This window comes from Actinomycetaceae bacterium MB13-C1-2 (genome assembly GCA_035621235.1).
Classification (GTDB): Bacteria; Actinomycetota; Actinomycetes; order Actinomycetales; family Actinomycetaceae; genus Scrofimicrobium.
In genome coordinates this window covers 2137442-2161471 of sequence record CP141731.1, presented here as the reverse complement: position 1 = coordinate 2161471, position 24030 = coordinate 2137442, and the positions used below count along the sequence as shown (strand labels likewise).

Here is a 24030-nt window from a genome sequence, read left to right as displayed (position 1 = left end):
CAGCAAATAACTCACTGATTTCTTGTCCACAGATAGGCGCTAGGAAACCAGCCTCGCTGAAGTAAATGAGTTACTGATGTCTTTTCCGCGAGTGGGTGATAGGAGACAAACTCGTCTGGGCAGGTCGGTTACCGATTTCTTGTCCGACGAGAGGTATCGGAAAGAGCACTGTGGCGAGGTTTATATGGAAACCGTGCTGGGACTAAGAGCCCTGACCGATAAGCTAGGTGAGCGAGGGGAGTAATCCATCAGTTCAGTGTCGTCATCACGGCTAAGGCTCGGCGCTGACACCCGCGGGCATCTGGTTCGATCGGGTGGATAAGACCTCGAAGTGCGTCCCTGTACCTCGGAGGTTAGCTTGGAAGTCCACCTGTATGAGTGGCTGATTCTCGCCGCGATCATCATTGTCCTTATCACCATAGATATAGTCGGCCACGTGCGAACGCCGCACGCTCCCACGATCAAGGAGGCCGCCTGGTGGTCCGTCGGATACGTTGGACTTGCCCTTGCTTTCGGTCTTTACCTTTGGGCTATCCACGGGAGCGACTTTGCCGGCCAGTACGTAGCCGGTTGGGCTACGGAAAAAGCGCTGTCGATAGATAACTTGTTTGTCTTTGTGATCATCATGGGTGCATTCAGGGTCCCGCGAGAGTACCAGCAGAAAGCTCTGCTCTCAGGCATAATCATTGCCCTACTGCTACGCCTAGTATTCATCCTCGTCGGCGCGGCGATCATCGAACGCTTCTCTTGGGTGTTCTACATCTTCGGAGTGTGGCTTCTGTGGACGGCATACAGTCAGGCGCGAGCCGGAGTCGGGGGAATCGAGGAAGAGGACGAGGAAGCAGAGTATCGCGAGAATGCATTCACACGTCTAGTTCGTAAGGTTCTCCCTGTTTCGGACGGTTTTGAGGGACAACGTTTCCTCTATCGTCACGGCGGGAAAACCTACGTTACTCCGCTGTTGCTGTGCGTTATCGCGCTCGGCTCAGCCGACATCATGTTTGCCTTTGACTCGATCCCTGCAATATTCGGCCTGACGCAGGAACCGTACATTGTGTTCGCAGCAAACGCCTTCGCGCTACTGGGCTTGCGACAGCTCTACTTCCTGATTGACGGATTGCTTAGCAGATTGGTCTACTTGCACTACGGACTGGCGATTATCCTCGGATTCATTGGGGTGAAGCTGATTCTTCACGCGTTGCACGAGAACAGTCTGCCGTTCTTAAACGGGGGTGAAGGATTCAACGTTCCAGACATCGGGATTGCTGCCTCGCTAAGCGTTATTGTGGGAACAATAGCTCTAACAGTGATTGCCTCGCTGATTGCTAGTAAACGTCGGGCAAAAGCTGCTTTGCCGACTCAGGACGAAACCTCAGCAGCAGAGAAAAAGAGTTAAGACATTGCCGACAGCCTCGACGGAAAAGACGTTTCAGACTCCAGAAGGTTTGACCACTGCGGAGGTCAAACAACGTCACGAGGCGGGTCAGAGCAATCATATTGACCGGGCAACCTCCAGGCCGGTTAGCGCGATTTTGCGTTCAAACCTGTTCACCGTCTTCAACGCGATCCTAATAGTGGCCGTGATTGCCGTACTTGCGGTGGGTGACCCTCGCGATGCAGTCTTCGGGATTGTCCTAGTTCTCAATGCCATCATTGGGATTTTTTCCGAGCTGCGTTCGAAGAGAGCACTTGACAAACTTGCGGTTCTTACCGCCCCGGTAACGACGGTATGGCGCGATGGCAAAGAGCAACAGGTCCCGAGCGAGGATCTGGTGGTTGATGATGTGGTTGGGCTGACTCTCGGAGAGCAAGTTCCTGCCGATGGGGAGATCCTTGACTCTCACGGTCTTTCCGTTGACGAATCAGCACTTACGGGCGAATCAAAGCCGGTGAAGAAGGTTTCCGGAGACAAGGTCCTTTCCGGTACCTCGATAGTTGCTGGTTCGGGCACCATGGTTGCCAAGGTAATCGGCGCGGACTCCTGGGCGCAGAAGATCACCACAGAGGCAAAGAAGTTCTCCAAGGTTCACTCGGAGATTCAGGCCTCGATCGACACCATCCTCAAGTGGATCACGATGATCCTGCCGGTGATCGTAATTCTTTTGCTGTGGTCGCAAGTTCGAGCAGATAGCGGTGACTGGCGCTCAGCGGTGGTCCTAACCGTTGCGGGCGTCGTGGGCATGATTCCTCAGGGATTGGTTCTGTTGACCTCAATGAACTTCGGTCTTGCGGCTGCGACCCTCGCACGCAGAGGGGTGCTGGTCCAAGAACTTCCAGCGGTCGAGATCCTGGCTCGGGTCAACGTTCTCTGTCTCGACAAGACGGGAACTATAACGACGGGAAAGATTCGGGGCCGCGAACTAGTCGAAGCTCCCGGGTCCCCCGTGGGAAGTCCCTCGCTCGAACAGTCGAAGAATGTACTGAAACTGATGGTATCTGACGCCACCAACGCTACGTCTGTGGCGGCGATGGGATTGGTCGAGGACGCAAAGGCTCCGCATGCGGACGAGGATGACCTACTCCGTTTCAATTCCAGTCGTAAATGGTCGGCCTACTCGGTGCATCCAGGCGCGGGGAGTGAGACTGCAGTTCGAACCTGGATCTTTGGGGCTCCTGAGATTCTCCTCGCCGACGGTGACTCGATAAATGACTGGGCGACAAGTCGGGTAGAGAAGGAATCCGAAAGCGGACGTCGGACAGTGGTCTTGGCCTACTCGACCTCGTCTCTCAGCGGGGAGTCACTACCTGCCAATCCAATCGCTACGTTATTGGTGGTGTTTGAAGAGGACATTCGCGCAGATGCCAAGCAGACCCTCGATTACTTTGAGAAGCAGGGTGTTCGTCTAAAAGTGATCTCAGGGGACGCCCCCGAAACCGTCGGGGCGATCGCTCGTGAAGTGGGACTTCGAGGGGAGGCGGGGGGCGATCCACAGGTTGTTGGCGCTAGAGGCCTTCCAGCGCCCGACTCGCCAGAGTTTGCGGCAACCGCTCAGTCGGCCGATGTCTTTGGTCGGGTGACCCCCGACCAAAAGCAGGCGCTGGTCGTCGCGTTGCAAGGGGCTGGAAAGACCGTTGCCATGACCGGGGATGGCGTCAATGATGCTCTGGCGCTCAAAACCGCCGATCTTGGGATTGCGATGGGGAACGCCGCTCCTGCCACTAAGACCGTTGCTCGAATCGTCCTGGTTAACGGGGAGTTTTCAACCCTGCCAGGAGTTGTCGCCGAGGGTCGTCGAATCATCGCAAACATGGAGCGAGTCTCATCTCTGTTCCTCTCTAAGACCACCTACGCGATTCTGCTCGCAGTCTTGGTCGCGATCTTTGGGTGGGCGTACCCGTTCCTGCCCAGACACCTCACTTTCATTAGCGCACTAACCATTGGCACTCCCGCATTCTTCCTCTCTCTCGCTCCCAACAAGGTGCTCTACCGTCCAGGATTTTTAAGAAGGACGTTGCTGATATCCGTCCCTTCGGGGCTACTACTAGGAACGGCCGCGATAGCCACCTATCTACTGGCCGGCGAGGGAACTTTGGCGGGTCACACGGGGGCTACTGTCTCTTTGATGGTCGGTGCGCTCACACTGCTGTTCCTGCTTTCTCGTCCCTGGAACTCCTGGAAGATCTCACTCATTGTGGCCATGGGACTGGGCGCGGTACTTGGCCTGGCCGTGCCGGTGATTCGTAGTTTCTTTGCCCTCGAATGGCCGACGCTCCCGCTGTGGGGGATGATCCTCGGTATCGGAGGCGTGGCGGCAGCGCTTATTGTGGTCGCATACCAAATCACTGCGAGGTGGAGGAAGTAGCCTGCTTCGGTGCGGCAGACGGGTCCGTGGCCCTGCAGCGCAGTTCGGCGCGAGCGATCACGGCGAATTAGCTTCTGGAGAAAAGGAAGGTCTCTATGTCAACCGATCGACTGGATGTTTCTGGACCGCTGGCCTTTTACCGCTACGCCGTACCGGGCAAGCCGACTGCCAGCTACCCGATTCTGGTCTTAGGGCACGCGCTGGGTGTTGACCACACAATGTGGAACTGGGTTCTGCCTCTGCTTCCTCCCGGACTTGAGGTTGTTCTCTGGGACCAGCCCGGACACGGAGAGTCTGGGTTGCTAGCGATTTCATCTGCACAAGACCGGGCGGACCAGACATCTGTCATTGACACGGCACGAGCCCTGCGTTCCGGCTTGGTTGAACTCGGGGTGATCTCAGACGGTGGCCCCCGACCAGTAATTGCGGGGCTTTCACTTGGAGGAATGGTCTCGCTAGCTTTCGCCGAAGAATATCCTTCTGATCTCGCGGCTCTTTCGATGCTTAGTTCCGGTGCGGTTCTGTTGCCACATGATGCATGGTTTGAACGCTCAGAAAAAGTGAGGTCCCAAGGTCAGAGTTTCTTGGCTGATTCAACCATGGAACGCTGGTTTAGCAAAGACTTCAGAGAAGGCAAAGGAAAGCAAGCAGTTGCCGATACGCGCAAGACATTCCTGGCAACGAATCCAGATGGATACGCTCAATGCTGCCAGCTGATTGCGGGAACCGACATGCGCTCAGGCACCGCGGGTGTCCGCGTCCCGACGCTTCTGGTCATCGGCGAGGACGACCCGGGGATGACTCCCGATCAGGGACGCGAACTGGCGCAGAGCCTACCGAACTCGTCGCTTGAAGTAGTGGCCGGAACAAAACACATGACCGCCGTGGAAGAACCCCGGTTGGTAGCGGATCTGCTAACTGAACTGATTTCTTGCGTCAACTAGGGCGTGTCTCCCAAATCCCCGCCCGCCAAGGGATCTGTTGTGCCACCCTCTCGCTGACAGGATCCGCGCCTCAAATTTGCGTTTGTTTACCGGAAGATCTGTGCATCGGTTTAGTGGCTCATAGTGCGGTGGTTTAGGAGATCGGGAACTCCACGTCGAACTCGTCGGCGTGGACGCCGATAGTTGGGATCCAGCGGCGTGCCGAAACATCCTCGATCAGATCGTTCAGTCTGAACGGGTCTTCATCCAAAAGGTTTAGTGCCTCAGTGGAGGTCTCCGCTCGCACTATCAGCATTGCGCCGTCATACGCAGCATCTAGAAGAAACCCGGAGCTGATTAGTTTTCCCTGACTCTCAAGCTCGCGAAGGTAGTTGCGGTGCGCGGGTCGAAAGTCGTTGACCAGGTTACGAAGCTCCTGGCTGTAGCGATACTCGATCACATAAAAGGCCATGGCTACATTATGGAACAGATTGATCGCAGACAGCGAGAGCGTTGTCCTTTGCATTTGGGGAAATGTGCCCCCGTTCCCAGTCAAGAGGTACGCCGTGATCGAACACATGTACTATTCGCGCATCAATTGACTAAACTCGGGGGAGTGAGTGAAGAGTTGATCGTGCGGGGTGCTCGGCAGCACAACCTAAAAAATGTTGATCTAGAACTGCCTCGTGACAAGATGATCGTCTTCACGGGGCTCTCCGGTTCGGGCAAGTCCTCGTTGGCATTCGATACGATCTTCGCCGAGGGGCAGCGGAGGTACGTTGAGTCCCTTTCCTCGTACGCGCGCCAGTTTCTGGGGCAAATGGACAAGCCGGATGTCGATTTCATTGAGGGACTTTCTCCTGCGGTCTCGATTGATCAGAAGTCGACCTCGCGAAACCCGCGGTCGACCGTCGGTACGATTACTGAGGTCCATGACTATTTGCGTCTGTTGTTTGCGCGAGCGGGTATCGCCTACTGTCCAGTCTGCGGCGAACAAATCACCGCGCAGACCCCGCAGCAGATCGTTGACCGTGTTGGGACTCTTCCCGAAGGCACTAGATTTCAGGTTCTCGCGCCGGTTGTAAGGGGTCGCAAAGGCGAATACTCCGAGATGTTTGCTGAACTCCAATCTAAGGGGTACTCACGCGCGATCGTGGATGGTCAAGCGATCCGTCTCGATAGTCCGCCGCTTCTCGAGAAGAAGCTAAAGCACGATATTGATATCGTGATTGATCGCCTGGTCGTCAAGGACGATATTCATCGACGTCTTAGCGATTCGGTGGACACCGCGCTAGAACTAGCCGACGGCCTTGTAACGATTGATCTGGTGGATCTCGATGAGAAGGATCCGGCCCGACGCAGACGTTACTCAGAAAAACGGGCATGTCCAAATGATCATCCCCTGGCATTGGATGAGATCGAATCGAGGACTTTCTCTTTCAATGCTCCATACGGGTCCTGCCCCGAGTGCAGTGGGCTCGGCGCCAAGCAAGAAGTGGATCCAGACCTAATAGTTCCCGATGAAGAGGTGTCCCTGGAGGACGGGGCAATCGTTGTGTGGCGCGGTAACAACAAGTATTATCAGCGTCTGCTACAGGGATTAGCGAAGCAGCTTGATTTCGATATGAGTGCGCCGTGGAAGGACCTGCCACCCGAGGCGAAAGACGCGGTGTTGCACGGGCTTGATCACCAGATCCATGTCCGCTACCGCAACCGGTGGGGACGTGAAAGGTCCTACCACACGGGCTTTGAAGGAGCGATGGGCTTTATTGAGCGAAAGCTCCAAGAGTCTGACTCGACCCTGGTTAAGGACAAACTTCAGTCCTATCTTCGGGAGGTTCCGTGCCCTGCTTGTCACGGAGCGCGACTGAAGCCCGAGGTGCTGGCGGTAAGAGTTGGGGGAAAGAACATTGCCGAAGTCTCCGAAGCAGCAATTGGTGAAACACGTGAGTTCATCGAGAACCTTGAACTGACCGGTCGCGAAGCACAGATCGCTCGACCAATTCTTCAGGAGATCAACGCTCGTCTTAAGTTCCTGGTGGATGTGGGGTTGGATTACCTGACACTGGCCCGAGCAGCGGGCACTCTGTCTGGGGGAGAGGCACAGAGAATCCGTCTTGCAACCCAGATCGGGTCGGGACTGGTGGGTGTTCTTTACGTCTTGGACGAACCGTCTATCGGGCTCCATCAACGGGACAACAGTCGATTGATCGGCACTCTTGAACATCTTCGCGATCTGGGTAACACACTGATTGTCGTCGAACATGACGAAGAGACCATGGAGGCTGCCGACTGGGTCGTTGACATCGGTCCCGGTGCGGGAGAGAGCGGCGGTAAGGTCGTCTACTCGGGCACTCTTCCTGGACTGCTCAAAACGAAGGACTCGGTCACTGGTCAGTACCTTTCCGGCAAGCGTCGCATCGAGATCCCCGAAGAACGTCGAGCGATAGACGAAGACCGGATGATTACGGTCAAGGGTGCGCGAGAGAACAACCTTAGGGACATCACGGTTGACTTCCCCAAAGGGGTACTCACCGCGGTTACAGGTGTCTCGGGGTCGGGAAAATCAACGTTGGTCAACCAGATTCTCTACCGCTCTCTGGCAAATCGTTTGAACAAAGCGCGGCAGGTTCCGGGTCGCCATCGCTCCATCACAGGTACGGACGACCTAGACAAAATCGTTCATGTCGATCAGTCGCCGATTGGTCGAACCCCCAGGTCGAACCCCGCAACCTACACTGGCGTCTGGGACCACATTAGGAATCTATTCGCGGATACCACGGAGGCCAAGGTTCGCGGATATGGGCCTGGACGATTCTCGTTCAACGTCAAGGGTGGTCGCTGTGAAGCCTGCAAGGGCGACGGAACCATCAAGATTGAGATGAACTTTCTTCCGGATGTATACGTTCCCTGCGAAGTCTGCGAGGGCAGCCGGTACAACCGCGACACACTTGAGATTCTTTACCGAGGGAAATCGGTCGCTGATCTGTTGAATATGCCGATCTCGGAGGCCGCAGAGTTTTTCCAAGCCATCCCTCGTATTGCTCGGCACCTAAACACACTAGTTGAGGTCGGTTTGGGTTATGTCAGGCTAGGACAGTCTGCGACAACGCTTTCCGGCGGTGAGGCTCAGAGAGTTAAGCTCGCCTCAGAACTGCATCGACGTTCAAACGGGCGAACGGTGTACGTTCTTGATGAACCAACCACAGGGCTGCACTTTGAAGATATCCGCAAACTACTGTTGGTGCTTCAAGGCCTGGTAGATAAAGGCAACACGGTCATTGTCATTGAACACAATCTGGACGTCATAAAGAGCGCAGACTGGGTGATTGACATGGGACCGGGTGGCGGATCGAACGGTGGCCGGGTCATCGCGGAGGGATCACCGGAGCAGGTCGCTCAAGCTGAGGGGTCTTACACCGCAGAGTATCTGGCGCAAGTCCTGAAGTAGCGCGGACAACACGTTCCTAGGACAGTAGCACCCCTGGATCGAGCGAACTACGGCCTATCGAGCGCAAGGCGAGTCGTGAGGTAATGGCCATTACGTTTCTGGGCACAAGCCCTAAACGACATCCCTGCGAAAAGGCGGCCACAGTGCTAGAGGGCACACTACTTCGCAGTCTGTTCTTTCGACTCCCCGTCGTGTTGCTGGCCGGTCCCATTTACTGAAGCCCCACTGTGCGACAACTCTTCGTCGCTCATGGCGTAAAGCCCGTCGATATAGTCCTTAAAATCGGCTAGGACCTTGTGGCGCTTGAGCTTGAGCGAGGGGGTCAGATAGCCGTTCTCAACGGTGAAGTCCATGTTCAGAATTCGGTATCTGCGGATTGACTCCGCACGCGAAACCTGGGAGTTGGCCTTCTCGATTGCCCGTTCAAGTGACTCACGAACTTCAGGAAGCTCAGCAGCCCTGTTCGTTGGAACTAGTCGTAGACCCTTGTTTCGAAGCCAAGCCGGAAGCATTTCAGGGTCAAGAGTGACGATCGCACCAATGTAAGGACGCCCGTCTCCAACAACGACAACCTGACTGATCAAGGGGTGGGTTGAGAGGGCATCTTGAAGTATCTCAGGTGAGACGTTCTTTCCGCCCGCTGTCACAATCAGTTCTTTCTTGCGTCCGGTGATCTTGAGTCGTCCCTCATCATCAATAGATGCCAGATCACCCGTGTGGAACCAGCCGTCTTTGAAGGTCTCTGCCGTTTCTTCAGGAAGATTGTGGTAACCGGCACTAACCGAGATTCCCTGAAGAAGCAGTTCGCCATCATCGGCGAGTTTCATCGCATTTCCTGGCCATAGATACCCAACGGAATCCGGGGGATAGTCTGACGGAAGCTCGACTGTGATTGGCCCGGTGGTCTCAGATAGGCCATAGCCCTGCAGAAGGACGATGCCAATTCCGCGGTAGAAGTTTGCCAGATCGATTGAAAGTGGCGCCCCGCCGCAGATGATGGTGTGAAGATTGGGTCCCAGGATCTTTCTGATCTTTCGTAGGACCAGTGCGTCCGCCATCCGGTGCTGTGCTCGAAGGGTCATCGTGGGCCCGTCTGAGGTTCTTGGATTAAAGTCGGTCTCTGGCCGTCCCGGGTGTGGAATGGGAGCTTTTGCTGACTCACCTGGGCGCGGATAAGCAGTTGCTTCCGACATCATCCGCGATTTTTTCGCCGACCACGCAAAAATCCTCTTCTTTACCCCTTTGCCAGCCTGCTGCGAAGCGGTGTTGTATACCTTTTCGAGCACACGAGGAACCGCAAGCATCATCGTCGGTTCAAAGGTCTCAATGTCGTTGATCAGGTGCTTAATATCGGGACAGAACCCCAGTCGACCCTCACCGATAAGAATCGCTATCATCACGAATCTCGCCAGTACATGAGCAACGGGAAGAAACAGAAGGGTCCTTGATTTCCGGTCGTTGATGAGGCCGGGAAGGATGTCATAAGCCTGAAGAGCACCCTCAACAAAGTTGCCGTGGGTCAGCACCACGCCCTTCGGGTTTCCGGTCGTGCCCGAGGTATAGATGATTGTGGCGATATCGCTCAGATTTACCTGGTCACGGAGTTCGTTGACAGTCTCGGCCGGCACGGGTGCCCCGGCGTCAATCAATAGCCGCTCGGCACCGCGGTCCAGAGAGAGGATTTCCCTTACCTCGGCCGACTTCACGGAGTTCACCAGATCGGCCTGTTGTGCGGTCTGGGTAACCACGATGGAGACACCAGCGTCAGAAAGGATGTGCTCAATCTGGGAAGCAGAATCGCTCTCATAAATTGGCACTGTTATGGCACCCAAAGAAAGTGCGGCGATATCGAATGCGGCCCACTCGTGCGATGTGGCAGCAAGGATCGCCATCCGATCACCTGGACGCAACCCCATGGCGTATAGTCCCCGGGCCAGATCCTCGATGTACGAGGTGAACTCTTCAGCTCGAATTTGATGCCATTCGCCAGAAACTCTACGTTCGGCCACCACTTGGTTTGGGTCTCTGACCGCGCGGTCGAAAATGAGTCCTGGAATGCTGAGGTCGGGGCTTACTCGAATAACCGCGGGATTTTCCCACGCCCCATCCTTGCGCTGGTGCATCGGGTGGTCCTTCATCCTAGAAGTGCAGACCGATACACTCTATCGCTCGAATGAAGAAAGAACATCTTCAATCAAGGAAACAGGGCTTTGGGTTCGTCACGTTGTTACTGTGGCGACACGTCCTGGCCGGAACCGGAGTACAGCGCTTCAATCTCATCGGCATAGTCGTGTAGAACCTGATTGCGACGGAGCTTCAGTGAGGGAGTCAGATATCCGTTCTCGACAGTGAACGAAGCGTTCAAGATACTGAACTTGCGGATCGACTCAGCCCTGGAGACATTACTGTTGGCCCGCTTTATGGCCTTCTTCAGTGAGTTGCGAACCTCGGGGAGTTCCGCCGCCGTGACCGGGTCAACTATCGGTTGGCCCTTATTCTCAAGCCAGATTGGCAACATCTCGGGATCGAGGGTAATCAGAGCGCTGACAAATGGCTTCGCGTCACCAACGGCAATTACGTGACCGATAAGAGGATGCGTCGAGAGGCGATCTTCTAGGGCCTCCGGGGAAACATTCTTGCCGCCCGCGGTGACAATAATTCCCTTCTTACGCCCGGTAATACTCAGTTGGCCATGTTCATCGAGCGAACCAATGTCGCCGGTGCGAAACCATCCGTCTGAGAACACTTCTTCCGTCTCTTCCGGAAGGTTGTGGTAACCGGGGAACACGGAAACGCCGCGCAGAAGCACTTCTCCGTCCTCCTCATCCACGCGAACCTCATTACCCGGAAGAACCGGGCCGACTGTACCGGCGGGTGTGTAATCGGGCCTTTGTACGGTAATCGGGCCGGTGGACTCGGAAAGACCATAGCCAACCATCAAAGTCAGGCCCAGGCCGCGGTAGAAGGCAGCGAGGTCCGATGCCAGGGGAGCGCCCCCCGAGACGATGTACTTTAGGTTCGGTCCCAGGATCTTCTTCACCTTTTTGAGCACCAGGGCGTCGGCAACGGTGTACTTGAGTCCAGACATCGCCTTTGCACCGGTCTCGACCGCAGCGCCATTTGACTTTGCGACCGAGGCCGACCAGCTAAAGATCTTCGACTTGGCGCCACCGCCCGCTTTCGCGTGAGCGGCGTTGTAGACCTTTTCGAGCACACGAGGGACGACCAGAAGCAGGCTCGGCTGGAACGACCCAATGTCGCCAACCAGGTTTGAGGTGTCGGGCGAAAAACCCACGCGACCCGCGCCGGAGGCCAGTGCATGCATGACGAACCGCGCAAGGACGTGTGCCAGGGGAAGGAATAGAAGAATTCGAGTATTCGGATCGTGCGCGAGGTCAAACAGTTCCATATGAATCGACACGGAGGTGCCGACGAAGTTTCTATGAGTGAGTTCAACGCCTTTCGGAACGCCCGTAGTCCCCGAGGTGTAGATGATGGTTGCCAGATCATCTATCCGCATCTTGCTCTGTCGGTCTGAGACGGCGATCGGAGCAACGTATCGGGCCGATGCCTGGAGCTCGCGCTCGCCCCCGCGGTCCATCGAAATGATGTTGCGTAGCGTCACTGTCCGAGTGGACTCGACCAAGTCGGCCTGCTGCGCAGTGTCCGTGATTGCCAAGACCACGTTTGCATCCTCAAGGATGTGATGAATCTGCTTTACCGAGTCGGACTCATAGATTGGAACTGTGATCGCGCCTATAGAAAGAATCGCCAGATCCAGGACCATCCAGCGATAAGAGTTTGCGGCGAGCAAAGCAACAGATTCACCGGCCTGGACGCCCATACCGATTAGGCCTCGGGCGTAGACCTCAACTTCGGCGAGGAATTCTTCGATTGTAACCGCGCGCCAACCGCCGATTTCGCTTCTTCTCTCGGCGACGATACTGCCGGGACGAACTTTTGCCCTGTACTCGTAAAGGCCAGGAATGGTCATTTTTTCGTTCATCGGAGCGATGTACTGAAGTTGATCCTCGGTGAGCTCCGGCAGTCCTGCTAGCTCGCTCAGAGTCGCATCTGTGGCTTCCATTAGTCCTCGCTCGATTAGTAGGCGTAAGTCCTTGGTCACTCATCTTACAAAATTTGAAAGATAATTCTGAGTGTTTTCAGGTGGGGGTGCGCGTCATCCGTCACAGGACCATCAATCCATGACGGGCTGTTGCCCGCGGGCGCGAGTTAGTAATCAAGGTCGGTCCGATATGCCTCTGCGTAGAGGACCTGGGCGACGCCCAGGAGTTCGGTCGGTGCAGAACGACCTATTACGGGTCTTTGTAATCCCAGCTGACCGTCCCAGTGTGCTCGTTGCCTCGTTTGGAGGACTGCCAGCCGAACCAACGAGTTAAGATTGTCCGAGTAGTAGGGAGGGGGAATCCGGGTTGGAGGAAAGTAAAGACAAGGTTGGCCCGTATCCGGGTCCGCCCTGGCGTCCTTCGACCTCAGACATTCCCAGGGCACCGGGAGTCTACCGATTCCGTGACGAGCAGGGGCGCGTCATATACGTTGGAAAGGCTAAGAACCTTCGTTCACGCCTGACCAACTACTTTCAGGACCCAGCGGTCCTTCACCCTCGTACTGCGCAGATGGTGTCCCAGGCATCTTCTGTTCAGTGGACCGTTGTGGGAAGCGAGTCTGAGGCACTGACGCTTGAGTTCCAGTGGATAAAGCAGTTCGATCCGCGTTTCAACGTGATGTATCGCGACGACAAATCGTATCCCTATCTGTCAGTGAGTATGGGGGAGGAGTTTCCCCGTGTAGCGATTTCCCGCGATGCTAAGAAACCGGCCGCGCGATACTTCGGCCCATATACAAAAGTCTGGGCGATCCGCGAGACTATCGATCTTTTGCTCCCCGTGTTCCCGGTGCGGTCTTGCAGTGCTGGAGTTTTCAGGCGAGCGGAGGCACAGGGTAGGCCGTGCCTACTTGGCTATATTGATCGCTGTAGTGCGCCGTGCGTGGGACGCATCAGTGCCGCAGATCACCGGAAGCTCGCAGAGGACCTATGCCGGTTTATGGACGGGGATACTGCCAGGTTCACCGATCAGCTTGAGGCGCAAATGCGTGAGGCTTCAGCAAACTTTGAGTTTGAGGTCGCGGCGAAGCGGCGTGATGAGCTGGACGCCCTGGCAAAGGTACAAGAGAAGAACATCCTAGTGATGGACCCGGATGTAAACGCTGACTTCTTTGGCCTGGCCGCCGATGATCTGAATGCGTCGGTTCAAGCCTTCTTCGTCAGAGGTGGCCGAATCAGGGGTACCAGAGGTTGGGTAATCGATAGAGTTGATGAGCGCTCACAGGCGGACCTGATGCATGATCTCCTGGAGCAGGTCTATGTGGATCGCGCTGCCCTGGGACAGGCGCAAAGGTCGGCTGCTCCAACATCAGTGGACGATGTAGCGCATCTTCCAGTTGACGCGATTCCCAGACAGGTCTTGGTCTCGGTTGAGCCTTCGGACCTTGCTTCTTTGAAAGACGTTGTCCGGGAACTCGCCGGCAAAAAAGTAGGTATAAGGGTCCCAAAGCGTGGCCAAAAGGCACAGCTTATGGAAACGGTACTTACGAATGCGAAAGATGCCCTTCGGCTTCACAAGACCAGCCGCGCCGGCGACCTAACTCAGCGGGCACTGGCTCTTGAGGGTCTGCAGGAAGCACTGGGACTTGACAGTGCGCCACTGCGGATTGAGTGCTTCGATATTTCCCACACTGGTGGCGAACACAAAGTGGCATCAATGGTGGTGTTTGAGGACGGAATCCCTCGTAAAAACGCCTATCGAACCTTCACGATTCGGGGGGAAGAGGGAGCTGCCGAAGATGACACCGCGGCGATGGGAGAGGTGCTTCGCCGCAGGTTTAAGCGGCTCGGCAGGACGCAGGCCACACAGGAGGCGGAGGAGGAGTGGAAGACCTTTGGGTCTGGAAGGTGGGCCGGTGATGTCGACGAGGACGGATCGGATGAGTTTGAGCTGACCTCGGGTGAAGTATCTGCGGACTCAGGTAAGCCGCGAAGATTTGCCTACGACCCCGAACTGGTGGTCGTTGATGGTGGGCTCGCGCAAGTGAACGCAGCGCGGCAGGCGCTCTTAGATGTCGGGGTGAATCTTCCCGTCGTTGGACTGGCGAAACGATTGGAGGAAGTCTGGGTTCCCGGTAGCGCATACCCCGTCATTCTTCCTCGAACCTCTCCGTCCTTGTATCTCCTACAGCATCTGCGCGATGAATCCCATCGATTCGCCATAACTAAGCATCGTAAGAAGCGTCAGGGTGCGATGACCCGCTCGATTCTTGACGGAGTCCCCGGCCTTGGACCGGCGAGGCAACGAGCGTTATTGAAACATTTTGGATCGGTAAAACGCATCCGAGAGGCCAGCATCACCGAGCTTACGGAGGTGGCTGGAGTCGGTCCGTCGCTGGCAGACGCAATATCAGAGCACCTAAATCCCCAGGTTCCGAGTGACTCGGACCCTTCTCAGAACTCGATACCAACTGAACCCGTATAGATGGCATGCTTGTCTTATGAATGAAGCGGAGTTCAAAGGAAACCAGGATCCGCTTACTGCGCCCCATGGAATCCCCGCGCTTGAACGCAAAGCCACTACGAGTCCGAAGTCCGGCGAAGGGGCGAGTCCAAACGAGATCCTAATAATCACCGGGCGCTCAGGTGCTGGACGGTCGCATGCCGCGAACGCTCTGGAGGACCTGGACTGGTATGTGGTCGACAATCTTCCTCCGGCGATGCTTCACGCATTGGTTGGAATGATGACGACGCAGGGAGAGGGCGTACACAGACTTGCAGCAGTGGTCGATGTTCGCGGCCGTGAGTTCTTCAAATCACTTGAGGGAACCCTTGATGAGTTGCGTGAACAGGGCGTGCCCTATCGGATCGTTTATCTGGAGGCAGACGACGACGAGTTGGTGCGACGGTTTGAGGCGAATCGCCGGCCGCATCCGCTTCAGGGCAACGGGACCCTGGCAGAGGGTCTTCGAGCCGAGACCGAATTACTCGCTCCGCTTCGGGCACGGGCTGACGAAATTATCGACACGACCGGGATGTCTGTGCATGATCTGGCGCGACACATGCGAAACACGATTGCGGGTGCTGAGGATGCGCCGGTGCAGGTGTCTATCATGTCCTTCGGGTTCAAGCACGGCCTCCCCCTGGATGCGGATCATGTCCTAGATGTTCGTTTTGTACAGAATCCGTACTGGGTGGATGAACTCCGGCGACTCACAGGTCGCGATCAGCCGGTGGCAAGCTACGTGATGGCACAACAGGGGGTCGAGGCGTTTACAGACACCTATGCCGACCTAATCCTCAGTACTCTTCCGGGCTATGCAAAAGAGCTAAAGCCCTATGTGACGGTTGCGGTGGGATGCACTGGGGGCAGACACCGCTCCGTTGCAGTGGCCGAGCGTCTTGCATCGAGAATGCGAGACGCTGGAGCCCAAGTTCATGTGATTCATCGAGATATGGGGCGTAAGTGAACAGTTGGCGCAGACACGGTGGCGGTGGTGAAGAAGCGCTCAAGGTCGTTGCCTTTGGTGGAGGCCACGGCCTGTCGGCGACGTTGCGTGCGCTTAGACACATAACCCACAGCCTTACCGCGGTGGTTACCGTTGCGGACGACGGTGGTTCTTCTGGGAGAATTCGTCAGGAGGCGGGGACATTGCCACCCGGAGACCTTCGGATGGCTTTGGTCGCCCTTTGTGATGAGTCCGAGTGGGGACTTACGTGGCGTGACCTGATGCAGCAGCGGCTAAGCACCAGCGGCCCTTTGGACAATCACTCATTAGGCAATCTGCTAATCCTCGGGATGTGGCAGATGTTCGACGATCCTGTTGCCGGCCTGGATGGTGTCGCTAGACTGCTTGACTCTCACGGGCGAGTTCTACCGATGAGTTTAGAACCCCTGAAAATTTCTGCGACCGTGGAGCGCGATGGCGTTCGGGAGGTAATAAAGGGTCAGGCGGCAGTTGCGGTCGCAGGAGGGGAGATCAGCGACCTCAGAGTTGAGCCTAGGGATGCTCCTGTTCCCGGCGATGCGATTGAGGCGATCTCCGATGCGGACTGGGTCGTCCTCGGACCCGGATCCTGGTACACGTCGGTAATTCCGCACTTGATGATTGATGACCTGAGAAAGGCGATCGTCACCACCGAGGCTCACCGAGCGCTGGTCCTCAACCTGTCGCTGCAAGAGTCCGAGACTGCACGAATGAGTTCGGGCGACTTGGTCAGGGCGGTTCGTGATGCAGCACCCGACCTAAAACTAGACATTATTGTCGCCGATCCGACGTCCGTGGATGACGTGGACGACCTGATGGAGATTGGGGCAGAGCTCGGAGCACGTGTCCTGCTACGACAGGTCCGCGCCGCTGACGATCACTTTGTCCATGATCCACTACGCCTCGCAGCCGCCCTCCGAGATGGTTTTGATGGCTACCTGGGTGAGGTTGGACAGACCGAGACCTGGTTGGCGTAACCTAGATCGACCGAAGTGCCGTAGAAGTCGGAGATGCAGAGTTGTCCCTAACCGCTGAACTCAAGAATGAGATCGCAATACAGAATCCAGCCTCAGTTTCAGAGGCCAGAGCCGAATGCTCTGTGCTCCTGCGCTTCGCAGGAGGCTTGCACGTGGTGGGGGGACGCATTCTCATCGAAGCTGAAGTGGATACGGAGTTGGTGGCGAAGCGTCTTCAGGCTTTCCTCGAGCGCCTCTACCGCGTTGAGTGTCAGGTGATTATTGTCTCTGGAGGAGCGCTGCGCAAGGGCAACCGGTACGTGGTCCGAGTAGTAAAAGACTCGGATCGGTTGGCTCGAAGCACCGGGCTCATCGACTCCGCTGGAAGGCCGGTCCGCGGACTCCCCACAAGCATCGTCGGCGCGGGCAAGGGCGAAGCAGCAGCGGCATGGCGAGGGGCTTTTCTCGCTCGTGGCTCTCTGGTGGAACCAGGCCGCTCATCCACGCTCGAAGTCACCTGTCCCGGCCCCGAATCGGCGCTCGCGATGGTTGGCTGTGCCAGACGGCTCGGTGCGACTGCTAAGGGGCGGGATGTTCGGGGCACTTCTCGCGTTACCGTCCGTGACACGGACGCAATCGCCGCGCTTCTTGAGGCTCTGGGTGCGCCCAAGACGTTCGCAAGGTGGCAGGAGCAAAGAGAGAAACGTGAAGCACGGGGGAGTGCTAACCGGCTTGCCAACTTTGATGACGCGAACCTCAGAAGGTCGGCGCGAGCTGCCGTGGCTGCCGGAGCCAAGGTTGAACGAGCCTTTGAGATTCTGGGGGACGACGTTCCAGATCACCTGCTTCAGGCAGGCAAGCTGAGGTTGCAGTACAAGGAAGACTCCCTCGAAGAACTCGGGCAAAAATCGGAGCCGCCACTGACCAAGGACGCCGTCGCTGGACGTATTCGTCGTCTACTGGCACTGGCCGACAAGGTCGCAGAGGAAAAGGGGATACCCGGCACTGAGGCGGCAATCACACCCGAAATGCTAGAGGACGAGTGAGAGCGCATCTGTATCACCAGCACGGTTTGAGTTAGGCCAAAGGGCTGGTGCGACGGACGCGCTAACGGTGTAAATTAGATGGTGCCTCGCCGCGAGAGAGCGGCAGACACGAGCACAGTTCGTGTGGACCACAACCGAAGTGCCTCAGGCACATCAGGAGGATATAGTGACCATTCGCGTAGGCATTAACGGCTTCGGCCGTATTGGCCGTAACTTCTACCGCGCAGCGTTGGAACAGGGTGCGGACATCGAGGTCGTGGCAGTGAACGACCTGACCGACCCGAAGACTCTTGCCCACCTGCTCAAGCATGATTCTGTGCTTGGCAACCTGGATGCTGAGGTCACCTATGATGACGACTCCATCACGGTTAACGGTCACGATGTGAAGGTGTACGCAGAGCGTGATCCTAAGAACATCCCGTGGAGTGACAACAACGTTGACATCGTCATCGAGTCGACTGGCTTCTTCACTGATGGTGAAAAGGCGAAGGCACACCTCGAAGGTGGCGCTAAGAAGGTTCTGATCTCTGCCCCGGGCAAGAACATCGATGGAACGTTCGTCATGGGTGTAAACGAGAAGGATTACAACCCCGAGACCGACAACATCATCTCGAATGCTTCCTGCACCACCAACTGCCTCGCACCACTTGCCAAGGTTTTGAATGACTCCTTCGGTATTGAGCGCGGGCTTATGACCACCATTCACGCATACACCGGTGACCAGCGTCTGCTCGATGCTCCTCACTCGGACCTGCGCCGCGCCCGCGCCGCAGCCCTGAACATCGTTCCTACCTCAACTGGCGCTGCCAAGGCTGTCGCTTTGGTTCTGCCCGAGTTGGCAGGGAAGATGGACGGTTACGCCCTGCGCGTTCCCGTTCCGACGGGTTCCGTTACGGACCTGAGCTTCGTTTCCTCCAAGCCAGTCACGGTTGAGGAAGTAAACGCAGCCGTAAAGGCTGCCGCGGAGGGTGAGCTTGCAGGCATCCTGAAGTACTCGGAAGAGCCCCTTGTTTCCAAGGACATTGAGGGTGACCCGGCCTCTTCGATCTTTGACTCTGGCCTGACCAAGGTTATTGATGATGAGGTCAAGGTTGTCTCGTGGTACGACAACGAGTGGGGCTACTCAAACCGCCTCGTTGACCTGACCGTCTACGTCGGCGAGAAGCTCTAGTCTTCTTCTGACCGATCATAGTTTGGCGCCCGTGCATGCAGTCCTGTGTGCGCGGGCGCCGCTACATGAATCACTAGTTTCTACATCCGAGCAGAAAGCAATCACCTGTGCTGAGAACCATTGACTCCCTGGGCGATCTGAAAGGAAAGCGGGTTCTGGTCCGCTCCGACTTCAACGTTCCCCTCAAAGACGGCGTAATCACTGATGACGGTCGTATCCGCGCCGCACTCCCCACTATTAAGCGTCTCACTGATGCGGGCGCCGCAGTAATCATCACCGCTCACCTTGGCCGACCCGGCGGACAGGTGAACCCCGAGTATTCTTTGGCCCCAGTCGCAGCACGACTCAGCGAACTGCTGGGCCAGGACGTTGTCCTCGCCGAAGACGTAACTGGTGATTCCGCGAAGGCCGTGGCTGCAAACATAGAGCCTGGTCAGGTGGCCCTCCTTGAAAACGTTCGTTTTGATCCTCGTGAGACCTCAAAGGTTGATGAGGAACGACAGGAACTGGCCAAGGAATATGCCGCCCTCGCTGACGTGTATGTTTCGGATGGTTTTGGCGTGGTTCACCGCAAGCAGGCCTCAACCTACGACATCGCCCAGATTCTTCCTTCTGCCGCTGGTGAACTGGTCTTCAAAGAGATTGACTCCCTTTCCAAGGCAACTGATAACCCCGCTCGCCCGTACGTTGTGATCCTCGGTGGTTCCAAGGTTTCGGACAAGCTTGGCGTGATAGCAAATCTTCTAACCAAGGCTGACGCCCTGCTGATCGGCGGTGGAATGGCCTTCACCTTCCTCAAGGCCGAGGGCTATGAGGTAGGAAAATCACTCCTAGAGGAAGACCAGTTGGACACCGTCCGCGGTTACCTTGAGACCGCGAAAAAGAACGGCGTTGACCTCGTTCTTCCCGTCGATGTTGTCGTGGCTCCCGAGTTCGCCCCGGATGCGCCAGCAACGGTTGTGACCGTTGCTGACATTCCTGCCGATGAAATGGGACTGGATATCGGTCCTGACACGGCCGAGTTGTTTAGCAAGTACATCCTCGACGCGAAGACCGTGGCCTGGAACGGCCCCATGGGCGTTTTCGAGTTTGAGGCGTTTGCAAACGGGACCAAGGCAGTGGCCGGAGCCCTGTCAAAGACTGAAGCCTTCACCGTCGTTGGTGGCGGCGACTCGGCTGCGGCAGTGCGTATCCTCGGATTCGACGAGGATACTTTCTCTCATATTTCAACCGGCGGTGGCGCCTCCCTCGAACTTCTTGAGGGCAAGGTTCTACCGGGCATCGCAGTTCTGGAGGACTAACAAAATGACACGTACACCCCTAATCGCTGGCAACTGGAAGATGAACATGGACCACGTCCAGGCCGTCTCCCTCGTCAATAAGCTGGCAACCGAACTCGATGACCGTCGGTTTGACTATGCGGCCACCGAAGTCGTTGTAATTCCACCGTTCACAGACCTACGTTCCGTCCAGACTGTGATCGATGGAGATAACCTCGAGATTCAACTCGGTGCGCAGGACGTCTCTCTATTTGACTCCGGGGCATACACCGGTGAAGTATCCGCGACCATGCTCCAGAAGCTCGGCGTGCGCTATGTCGTCGTTGGGCACTCTGAACGGCGCGAGTACCACGGTGAGACAGATGATCTGGTCGGTCAGAAGGGCAAGGTTGTCCTGGAGGCGGGAATGCTTCCCATCGTCTGCTGCGGCGAAGTTCTTGAGATTCGCAAGGCCGGTCAGCACGTCGATCACGTCGTATCGCAGCTAAAAGGCGCTTTCCAGGGATACACGAAGGAAGACGCCGCGAAAGTAGTGGTTGCGTACGAGCCCGTCTGGGCTATCGGCACAGGCGAAGTCGCGACACCTGCTGATGCTGAAGAGGTTTCGAAAGCGATTCGTGAGCTTCTAGCTGAGATGTTCGACCAAGAGACCGCTGACGGAATTCGAATTCTCTACGGTGGCTCAGTAAAGTCCGGCAACGTCAAAGAGATCATGGCGCAGCCGAACGTTGATGGGGCCCTGGTCGGTGGAGCGTCCCTGGATGCCGACGAGTTCGCAAAGATCTGCGACTACAAGAACTAAAGACCGCGGAGACCTAGTGTCCCGCGTCGCAACTTCGTCCCTGTCTCACGCACAGAGCAAAGACTCTCGGCGGTGTCTTCGTTTCACTTGCGATGTACCGACTCGTGTGGGATTGAGGAAACGAACCTGCGGCACGGGACACTCGTCTTTGGAGACCGGGTTTCTGGGTGATCTCACACTCAATGAGTGGGGGTCACTTAGTTGACTCGGTCTTCTGACATGTAAGGTTGAGCAGTAACGTCGCGCGAGCGACCTGGGGGCTCTGTCGAAGAGCCGGATTGGACGGAAACTAGTGGTAGCTGTACGGGTTGCGATGATCACGATCATCGTTATCGCCAGCCTGCTTCTTATCCTCACGGTGCTTATGCACAAGGGGCGAGGCGGGGGACTTTCCGATATGTTCGGCGGAGGCATTTCGTCGACCGCCGGTTCGTCCGGAGTCGCAGAGAAGAACCTAAACCGGATTACGGTGGGTGTCCTAGTCTTCTGGACGCTTGCGATCATCGCTTACGGCCTGATGATTAGGTTCGGCTTCTAGACAGTAAACGTGGCATACGGGAAACCTCCGTTAAATAGAGACACACAATCGGTCGGTTAGCCGTAAATGCACAGGGGCTCCTGTTCCAAAGTTGGAACAGGAGCCTTTTGGGCTTATGGGACAGATGGGGCATATAGGCCGCCTTTTGCGTGCCATCTATATGCCATCAGCCTATGTGTCATCAACCCTTGCGCCTCTATCCGGCTCTAGTTCTAGCTTTGCCAATCAGATAGGGGCGAATTCGCCGCCTTTTCGCGGCGCGTCGCACCCCTATCTGATTGGCAAACCTCGAGGAGGGTCTAGGTCTATTGCCTACTGGTTTATGGTGATAGCTTCCTTTGCCGCTTCTATCACTGCTTCAGTCGTGATCCCAAACTGCTTGAACAGTTCCTCTGCGGCCCCGGGCGCACCGAAAGACTCGATGGATACCGATCGTCCCTTGGATCCGACGTACCGAAGCCAGGGAAGGGCCAGTCCGGCCTCAACAGAGACACGGGCTGTGACGTCCGACGGCAACACAGCCTCTTTATACTCGTCGTCCTGTGCATCGAACCATTCCATGCAAGGCATGGAGACGACGCGAACGTTGTTGCCTTCGACGGTTAACGCTTCGGCTGCTGCTAGAGCCAGCTGCAATTCGGAACCTGATGCCAAGAGAATGACATCAGCGGTGGCGTCGCAATCCTTGATTACGTAGCCCCCGCTCAGAACGCCGTCGGCGGAGGCCAGTCCCGTAGCGGGTCCGCGTCCGGGGTTTGGCAGGTTCTGGCGAGTCAGAATCAGACCCGCAGGTCCGTTGTTCTGCAGGATGCCTTTCCATGCGTAGGTTGTTTCATCGGCATCGCCCGGACGGACGATCGCCAAATTCGGGATGGCCCGATAAGCGGTCAGGTGCTCGACTGGTTGGTGCGTTGGCCCGTCCTCGCCCACGCCGATTGAGTCGTGGGTCCACACGTAAGTGACAGGAAGGTTCATCAGTGCTGCAAGGCGAACGGCACCACGCATATAGTCCGCAAAGACGAAGAAGGTAGCCCCGTATACGCGCGTAAGACGGTCGGTGGCGATTCCATTCATAATGGCACCCATGCCGTGCTCGCGGACACCGAAGTGCAGGTTACGTCCGAAGACGTTCCCGGTAAATTCCTTCGAGGATCGCTCGGCGGGGAAGAACGAAGCCTCGCCCTTGACGATTGTGTTGTTCGAACCAGCAAGGTCGGCTGAGCCGCCCCAGAACTCGGGCATGATAGAGGCAATGGCGTTGATTACTGTTCCTGACGCAGCTCGCGTCGCAATGGCTTTGCCGGGTTCGAACGAGGGAAGCACGGCATCGAAATCGGCGGGCAGCTCACCGGAACGAATGCGATTCAATAGCTCAACGCCCTCAGGATTGGCTTCAGCCCAAACTCGAAGTGCCTCGTCCCAGGCCTTAATCTCAGCCGTAGTACGCTTTGCAACCTGTCCGCGGGTGTATTCAATTAGCTCGTCCGGAACGTCGAACATCTTTTCCGGATCGGCGCCGACAGCTTCCTTCAGCCCTTTCAACGCCTCAGTCCCGAGCTTGGATCCGTGGATGCCTCCCGTATTCTGCTTTACCGGAGTTGGCCAACCAATGATGGTTGAGAGAACAATCAGGGAGGGCTTCGATGAATCGGCTAGGGCGTTGTCAATCGCGTTGCTTAGCGCTTCTACGTCCTCAACATATTCGCCGTCTGATTTCCGCCATTCAACGTGCTGGACATCCCAGCCGTAGGCTTCGAAACGCTTTGCCACGTCCTCGTTGAAGGCAATCGAGGTATCATCCTCGATACTGATTCGGTTGTCGTCGTAAATGGCGATCAGGTTCCCAAGTTCCTGAGTGCCAGCGAGAGAAGCGGCTTCGGAAGTGACGCCCTCTTGCATGCAACCGTCGCCGAGGATGGTGTAAACGTTGTGATCCCAGGGCGATTTGCCAATTGCGGTGTCCGCGTCAAAGATTCCGTGTTCGCGGCGAGAAGCCATCGCCATACCGACAGCCGCAGCAAAGCCCGAGCCGAGTGGCCCAGTCGTGACTTCAATGCCGTCAGTGTGACCGTACTCGGGATGGCCCGGAGTCTTGGAGCCGAGGTGACGGAACCCTTTGATGTCATCAAGCTCAAGCCCGACGCCCGACATGTACAACTGAATGTACTGCAGTGCCGAAGCGTGGCCTGCCGAGAGAACAAAGCGATCACGGCCAAGCCAGTGGGGATCGCTGGGATCAAAGCGAAGGAAACGCTGATAGAGCAGATATGCCGCTGCCGCTAGAGAGATCGGCGTTCCCGGGTGTCCCGACCCGGCATTTTCTACGGCATCAGCTGCCAGTACCTTGGCCGTGTCAACAGCCTGTTGATCCTTTTCGTCCCATTTGAAAGACATGGAGTCCTACCGCTTTCGTCTCAGTAATATATCCATGTAAAGCTTATCTTTCACCCGCGGTATTCGACGACTTAGACCACGGACGAAGAACGATTTGCTTTCCGTTTTGATT

Annotated in this window: 16 protein-coding genes; 12 read left to right on the top strand and 4 right to left on the bottom strand. The window is 56.4% G+C overall.

Annotated elements, in window-relative coordinates:
* Positions 1–358 precede the first annotated feature (358 nt).
* The 3 genes from U6G28_09645 to U6G28_09635 all read left to right on the top strand — a co-directional run bounded on the left by U6G28_09645 (position 359) and on the right by U6G28_09635 (position 4747).
* Positions 359–1396 (top strand): TerC family protein, encoded by a 1038-nt coding sequence (locus U6G28_09645; protein ID WRS29775.1) that lies wholly within the window; start codon positions 359–361, stop codon positions 1394–1396.
* A gap of 4 nt (positions 1397–1400) precedes the next feature.
* Positions 1401–3803 (top strand): HAD-IC family P-type ATPase, encoded by a 2403-nt coding sequence (locus U6G28_09640; protein WRS29774.1) that lies wholly within the window; start codon positions 1401–1403, stop codon positions 3801–3803.
* A gap of 95 nt (positions 3804–3898) precedes the next feature.
* Positions 3899–4747, top strand: a complete 849-nt coding sequence (locus U6G28_09635; protein ID WRS29773.1) for an alpha/beta fold hydrolase — start codon at positions 3899–3901, stop codon at positions 4745–4747.
* A 133-nt stretch (positions 4748–4880) separates the two neighbouring features.
* Here the strand turns inward: U6G28_09635 and U6G28_09630 are convergent, their stop codons facing one another.
* Complete coding sequence (locus U6G28_09630) at positions 4881–5252, bottom strand: YciI family protein (protein WRS29772.1); 372 nt, start codon at positions 5250–5252, stop codon at positions 4881–4883.
* Positions 5253–5342: 90 nt separating this feature from the next.
* On the opposite strand from U6G28_09630, the gene uvrA reads away from it, so the two are divergent.
* Complete coding sequence (gene uvrA, locus U6G28_09625) at positions 5343–8177, top strand: excinuclease ABC subunit UvrA (GenBank protein WRS29771.1); 2835 nt, start codon at positions 5343–5345, stop codon at positions 8175–8177.
* Positions 8178–8335: 158 nt separating this feature from the next.
* Here the strand turns inward: uvrA and U6G28_09620 are convergent, their stop codons facing one another.
* On the bottom strand, positions 8336–10300 hold the full coding sequence (locus U6G28_09620; GenBank protein WRS29770.1) for an AMP-dependent synthetase/ligase: 1965 nt from the start codon (positions 10298–10300) through the stop codon (positions 8336–8338).
* A gap of 104 nt (positions 10301–10404) precedes the next feature.
* A complete protein-coding gene (locus tag U6G28_09615) occupies positions 10405–12303 on the bottom strand; it encodes an AMP-dependent synthetase/ligase (GenBank protein WRS29769.1) in 1899 nt (632 codons plus the stop codon).
* Between the two features lie 307 nt (positions 12304–12610).
* Between U6G28_09615 and uvrC the strand changes: the two genes are divergently transcribed.
* The 8 genes from uvrC (at position 12611) to secG (ending at position 21524) form a co-directional block, all read left to right on the top strand.
* Complete coding sequence (uvrC, locus tag U6G28_09610; protein WRS29768.1) at positions 12611–14728, top strand: excinuclease ABC subunit UvrC; 2118 nt, start codon at positions 12611–12613, stop codon at positions 14726–14728.
* A gap of 16 nt (positions 14729–14744) precedes the next feature.
* Positions 14745–15713: an RNase adapter RapZ gene (rapZ, locus tag U6G28_09605; protein ID WRS29767.1), complete on the top strand. Its 969-nt coding sequence runs from the start codon at positions 14745–14747 to the stop codon at positions 15711–15713.
* Positions 15710–16708, top strand: coding sequence for a gluconeogenesis factor YvcK family protein (locus U6G28_09600; GenBank protein ID WRS29766.1), 999 nt, complete (start codon positions 15710–15712; stop codon positions 16706–16708). Before rapZ ends, U6G28_09600 begins: the two co-directional genes overlap by 4 nt.
* Positions 16709–16749: 41 nt before the next feature.
* The gene (whiA, locus tag U6G28_09595; protein WRS29765.1) at positions 16750–17733 is read left to right on the top strand and encodes a DNA-binding protein WhiA; all 984 of its coding nucleotides are present in this window, start codon (positions 16750–16752) and stop codon (positions 17731–17733) included.
* A 166-nt stretch (positions 17734–17899) separates the two neighbouring features.
* Positions 17900–18904, top strand: coding sequence for a type I glyceraldehyde-3-phosphate dehydrogenase (gene gap, locus U6G28_09590; protein ID WRS29764.1), 1005 nt, complete (start codon positions 17900–17902; stop codon positions 18902–18904).
* A 110-nt stretch (positions 18905–19014) separates the two neighbouring features.
* Positions 19015–20205 (top strand): phosphoglycerate kinase, encoded by a 1191-nt coding sequence (locus U6G28_09585; protein WRS31228.1) that lies wholly within the window; start codon positions 19015–19017, stop codon positions 20203–20205.
* Between the two features lie 4 nt (positions 20206–20209).
* Complete coding sequence (gene tpiA, locus U6G28_09580) at positions 20210–20986, top strand: triose-phosphate isomerase (protein ID WRS29763.1); 777 nt, start codon at positions 20210–20212, stop codon at positions 20984–20986.
* A 292-nt stretch (positions 20987–21278) separates the two neighbouring features.
* Positions 21279–21524, top strand: coding sequence for a preprotein translocase subunit SecG (secG, locus tag U6G28_09575; protein ID WRS29762.1), 246 nt, complete (start codon positions 21279–21281; stop codon positions 21522–21524).
* Between the two features lie 312 nt (positions 21525–21836).
* Here secG and tkt read toward each other — a convergent pair whose 3' ends face one another.
* Entirely contained in the window at positions 21837–23918 is a 2082-nt protein-coding gene (gene tkt, locus U6G28_09570; protein ID WRS29761.1) for a transketolase, read from the bottom strand.
* Between the last annotated feature and the right edge of the window lie 112 nt (positions 23919–24030).

Bases quoted from the DNA above. Each gene is read 5' to 3' on its own strand.
- U6G28_09635 (WRS29773.1), top strand. From the start codon at position 3,899: ATGTCAACCGATCGACTGGATGTTTCTGGACCGCTGGCCTTTTACCGC.
- U6G28_09630 (WRS29772.1), bottom strand. From the start codon at position 5,252: ATGCAAAGGACAACGCTCTCGCTGTCTGCGATCAATCTGTTCCATAAT.
- U6G28_09620 (WRS29770.1), bottom strand. From the start codon at position 10,300: ATGCACCAGCGCAAGGATGGGGCGTGGGAAAATCCCGCGGTTATTCGA.
- rapZ (WRS29767.1), top strand. From the start codon at position 14,745: ATGAATGAAGCGGAGTTCAAAGGAAACCAGGATCCGCTTACTGCGCCC.
- tpiA (WRS29763.1), top strand. From the start codon at position 20,210: ATGACACGTACACCCCTAATCGCTGGCAACTGGAAGATGAACATGGAC.
- tkt (WRS29761.1), bottom strand. From the start codon at position 23,918: ATGTCTTTCAAATGGGACGAAAAGGATCAACAGGCTGTTGACACGGCC.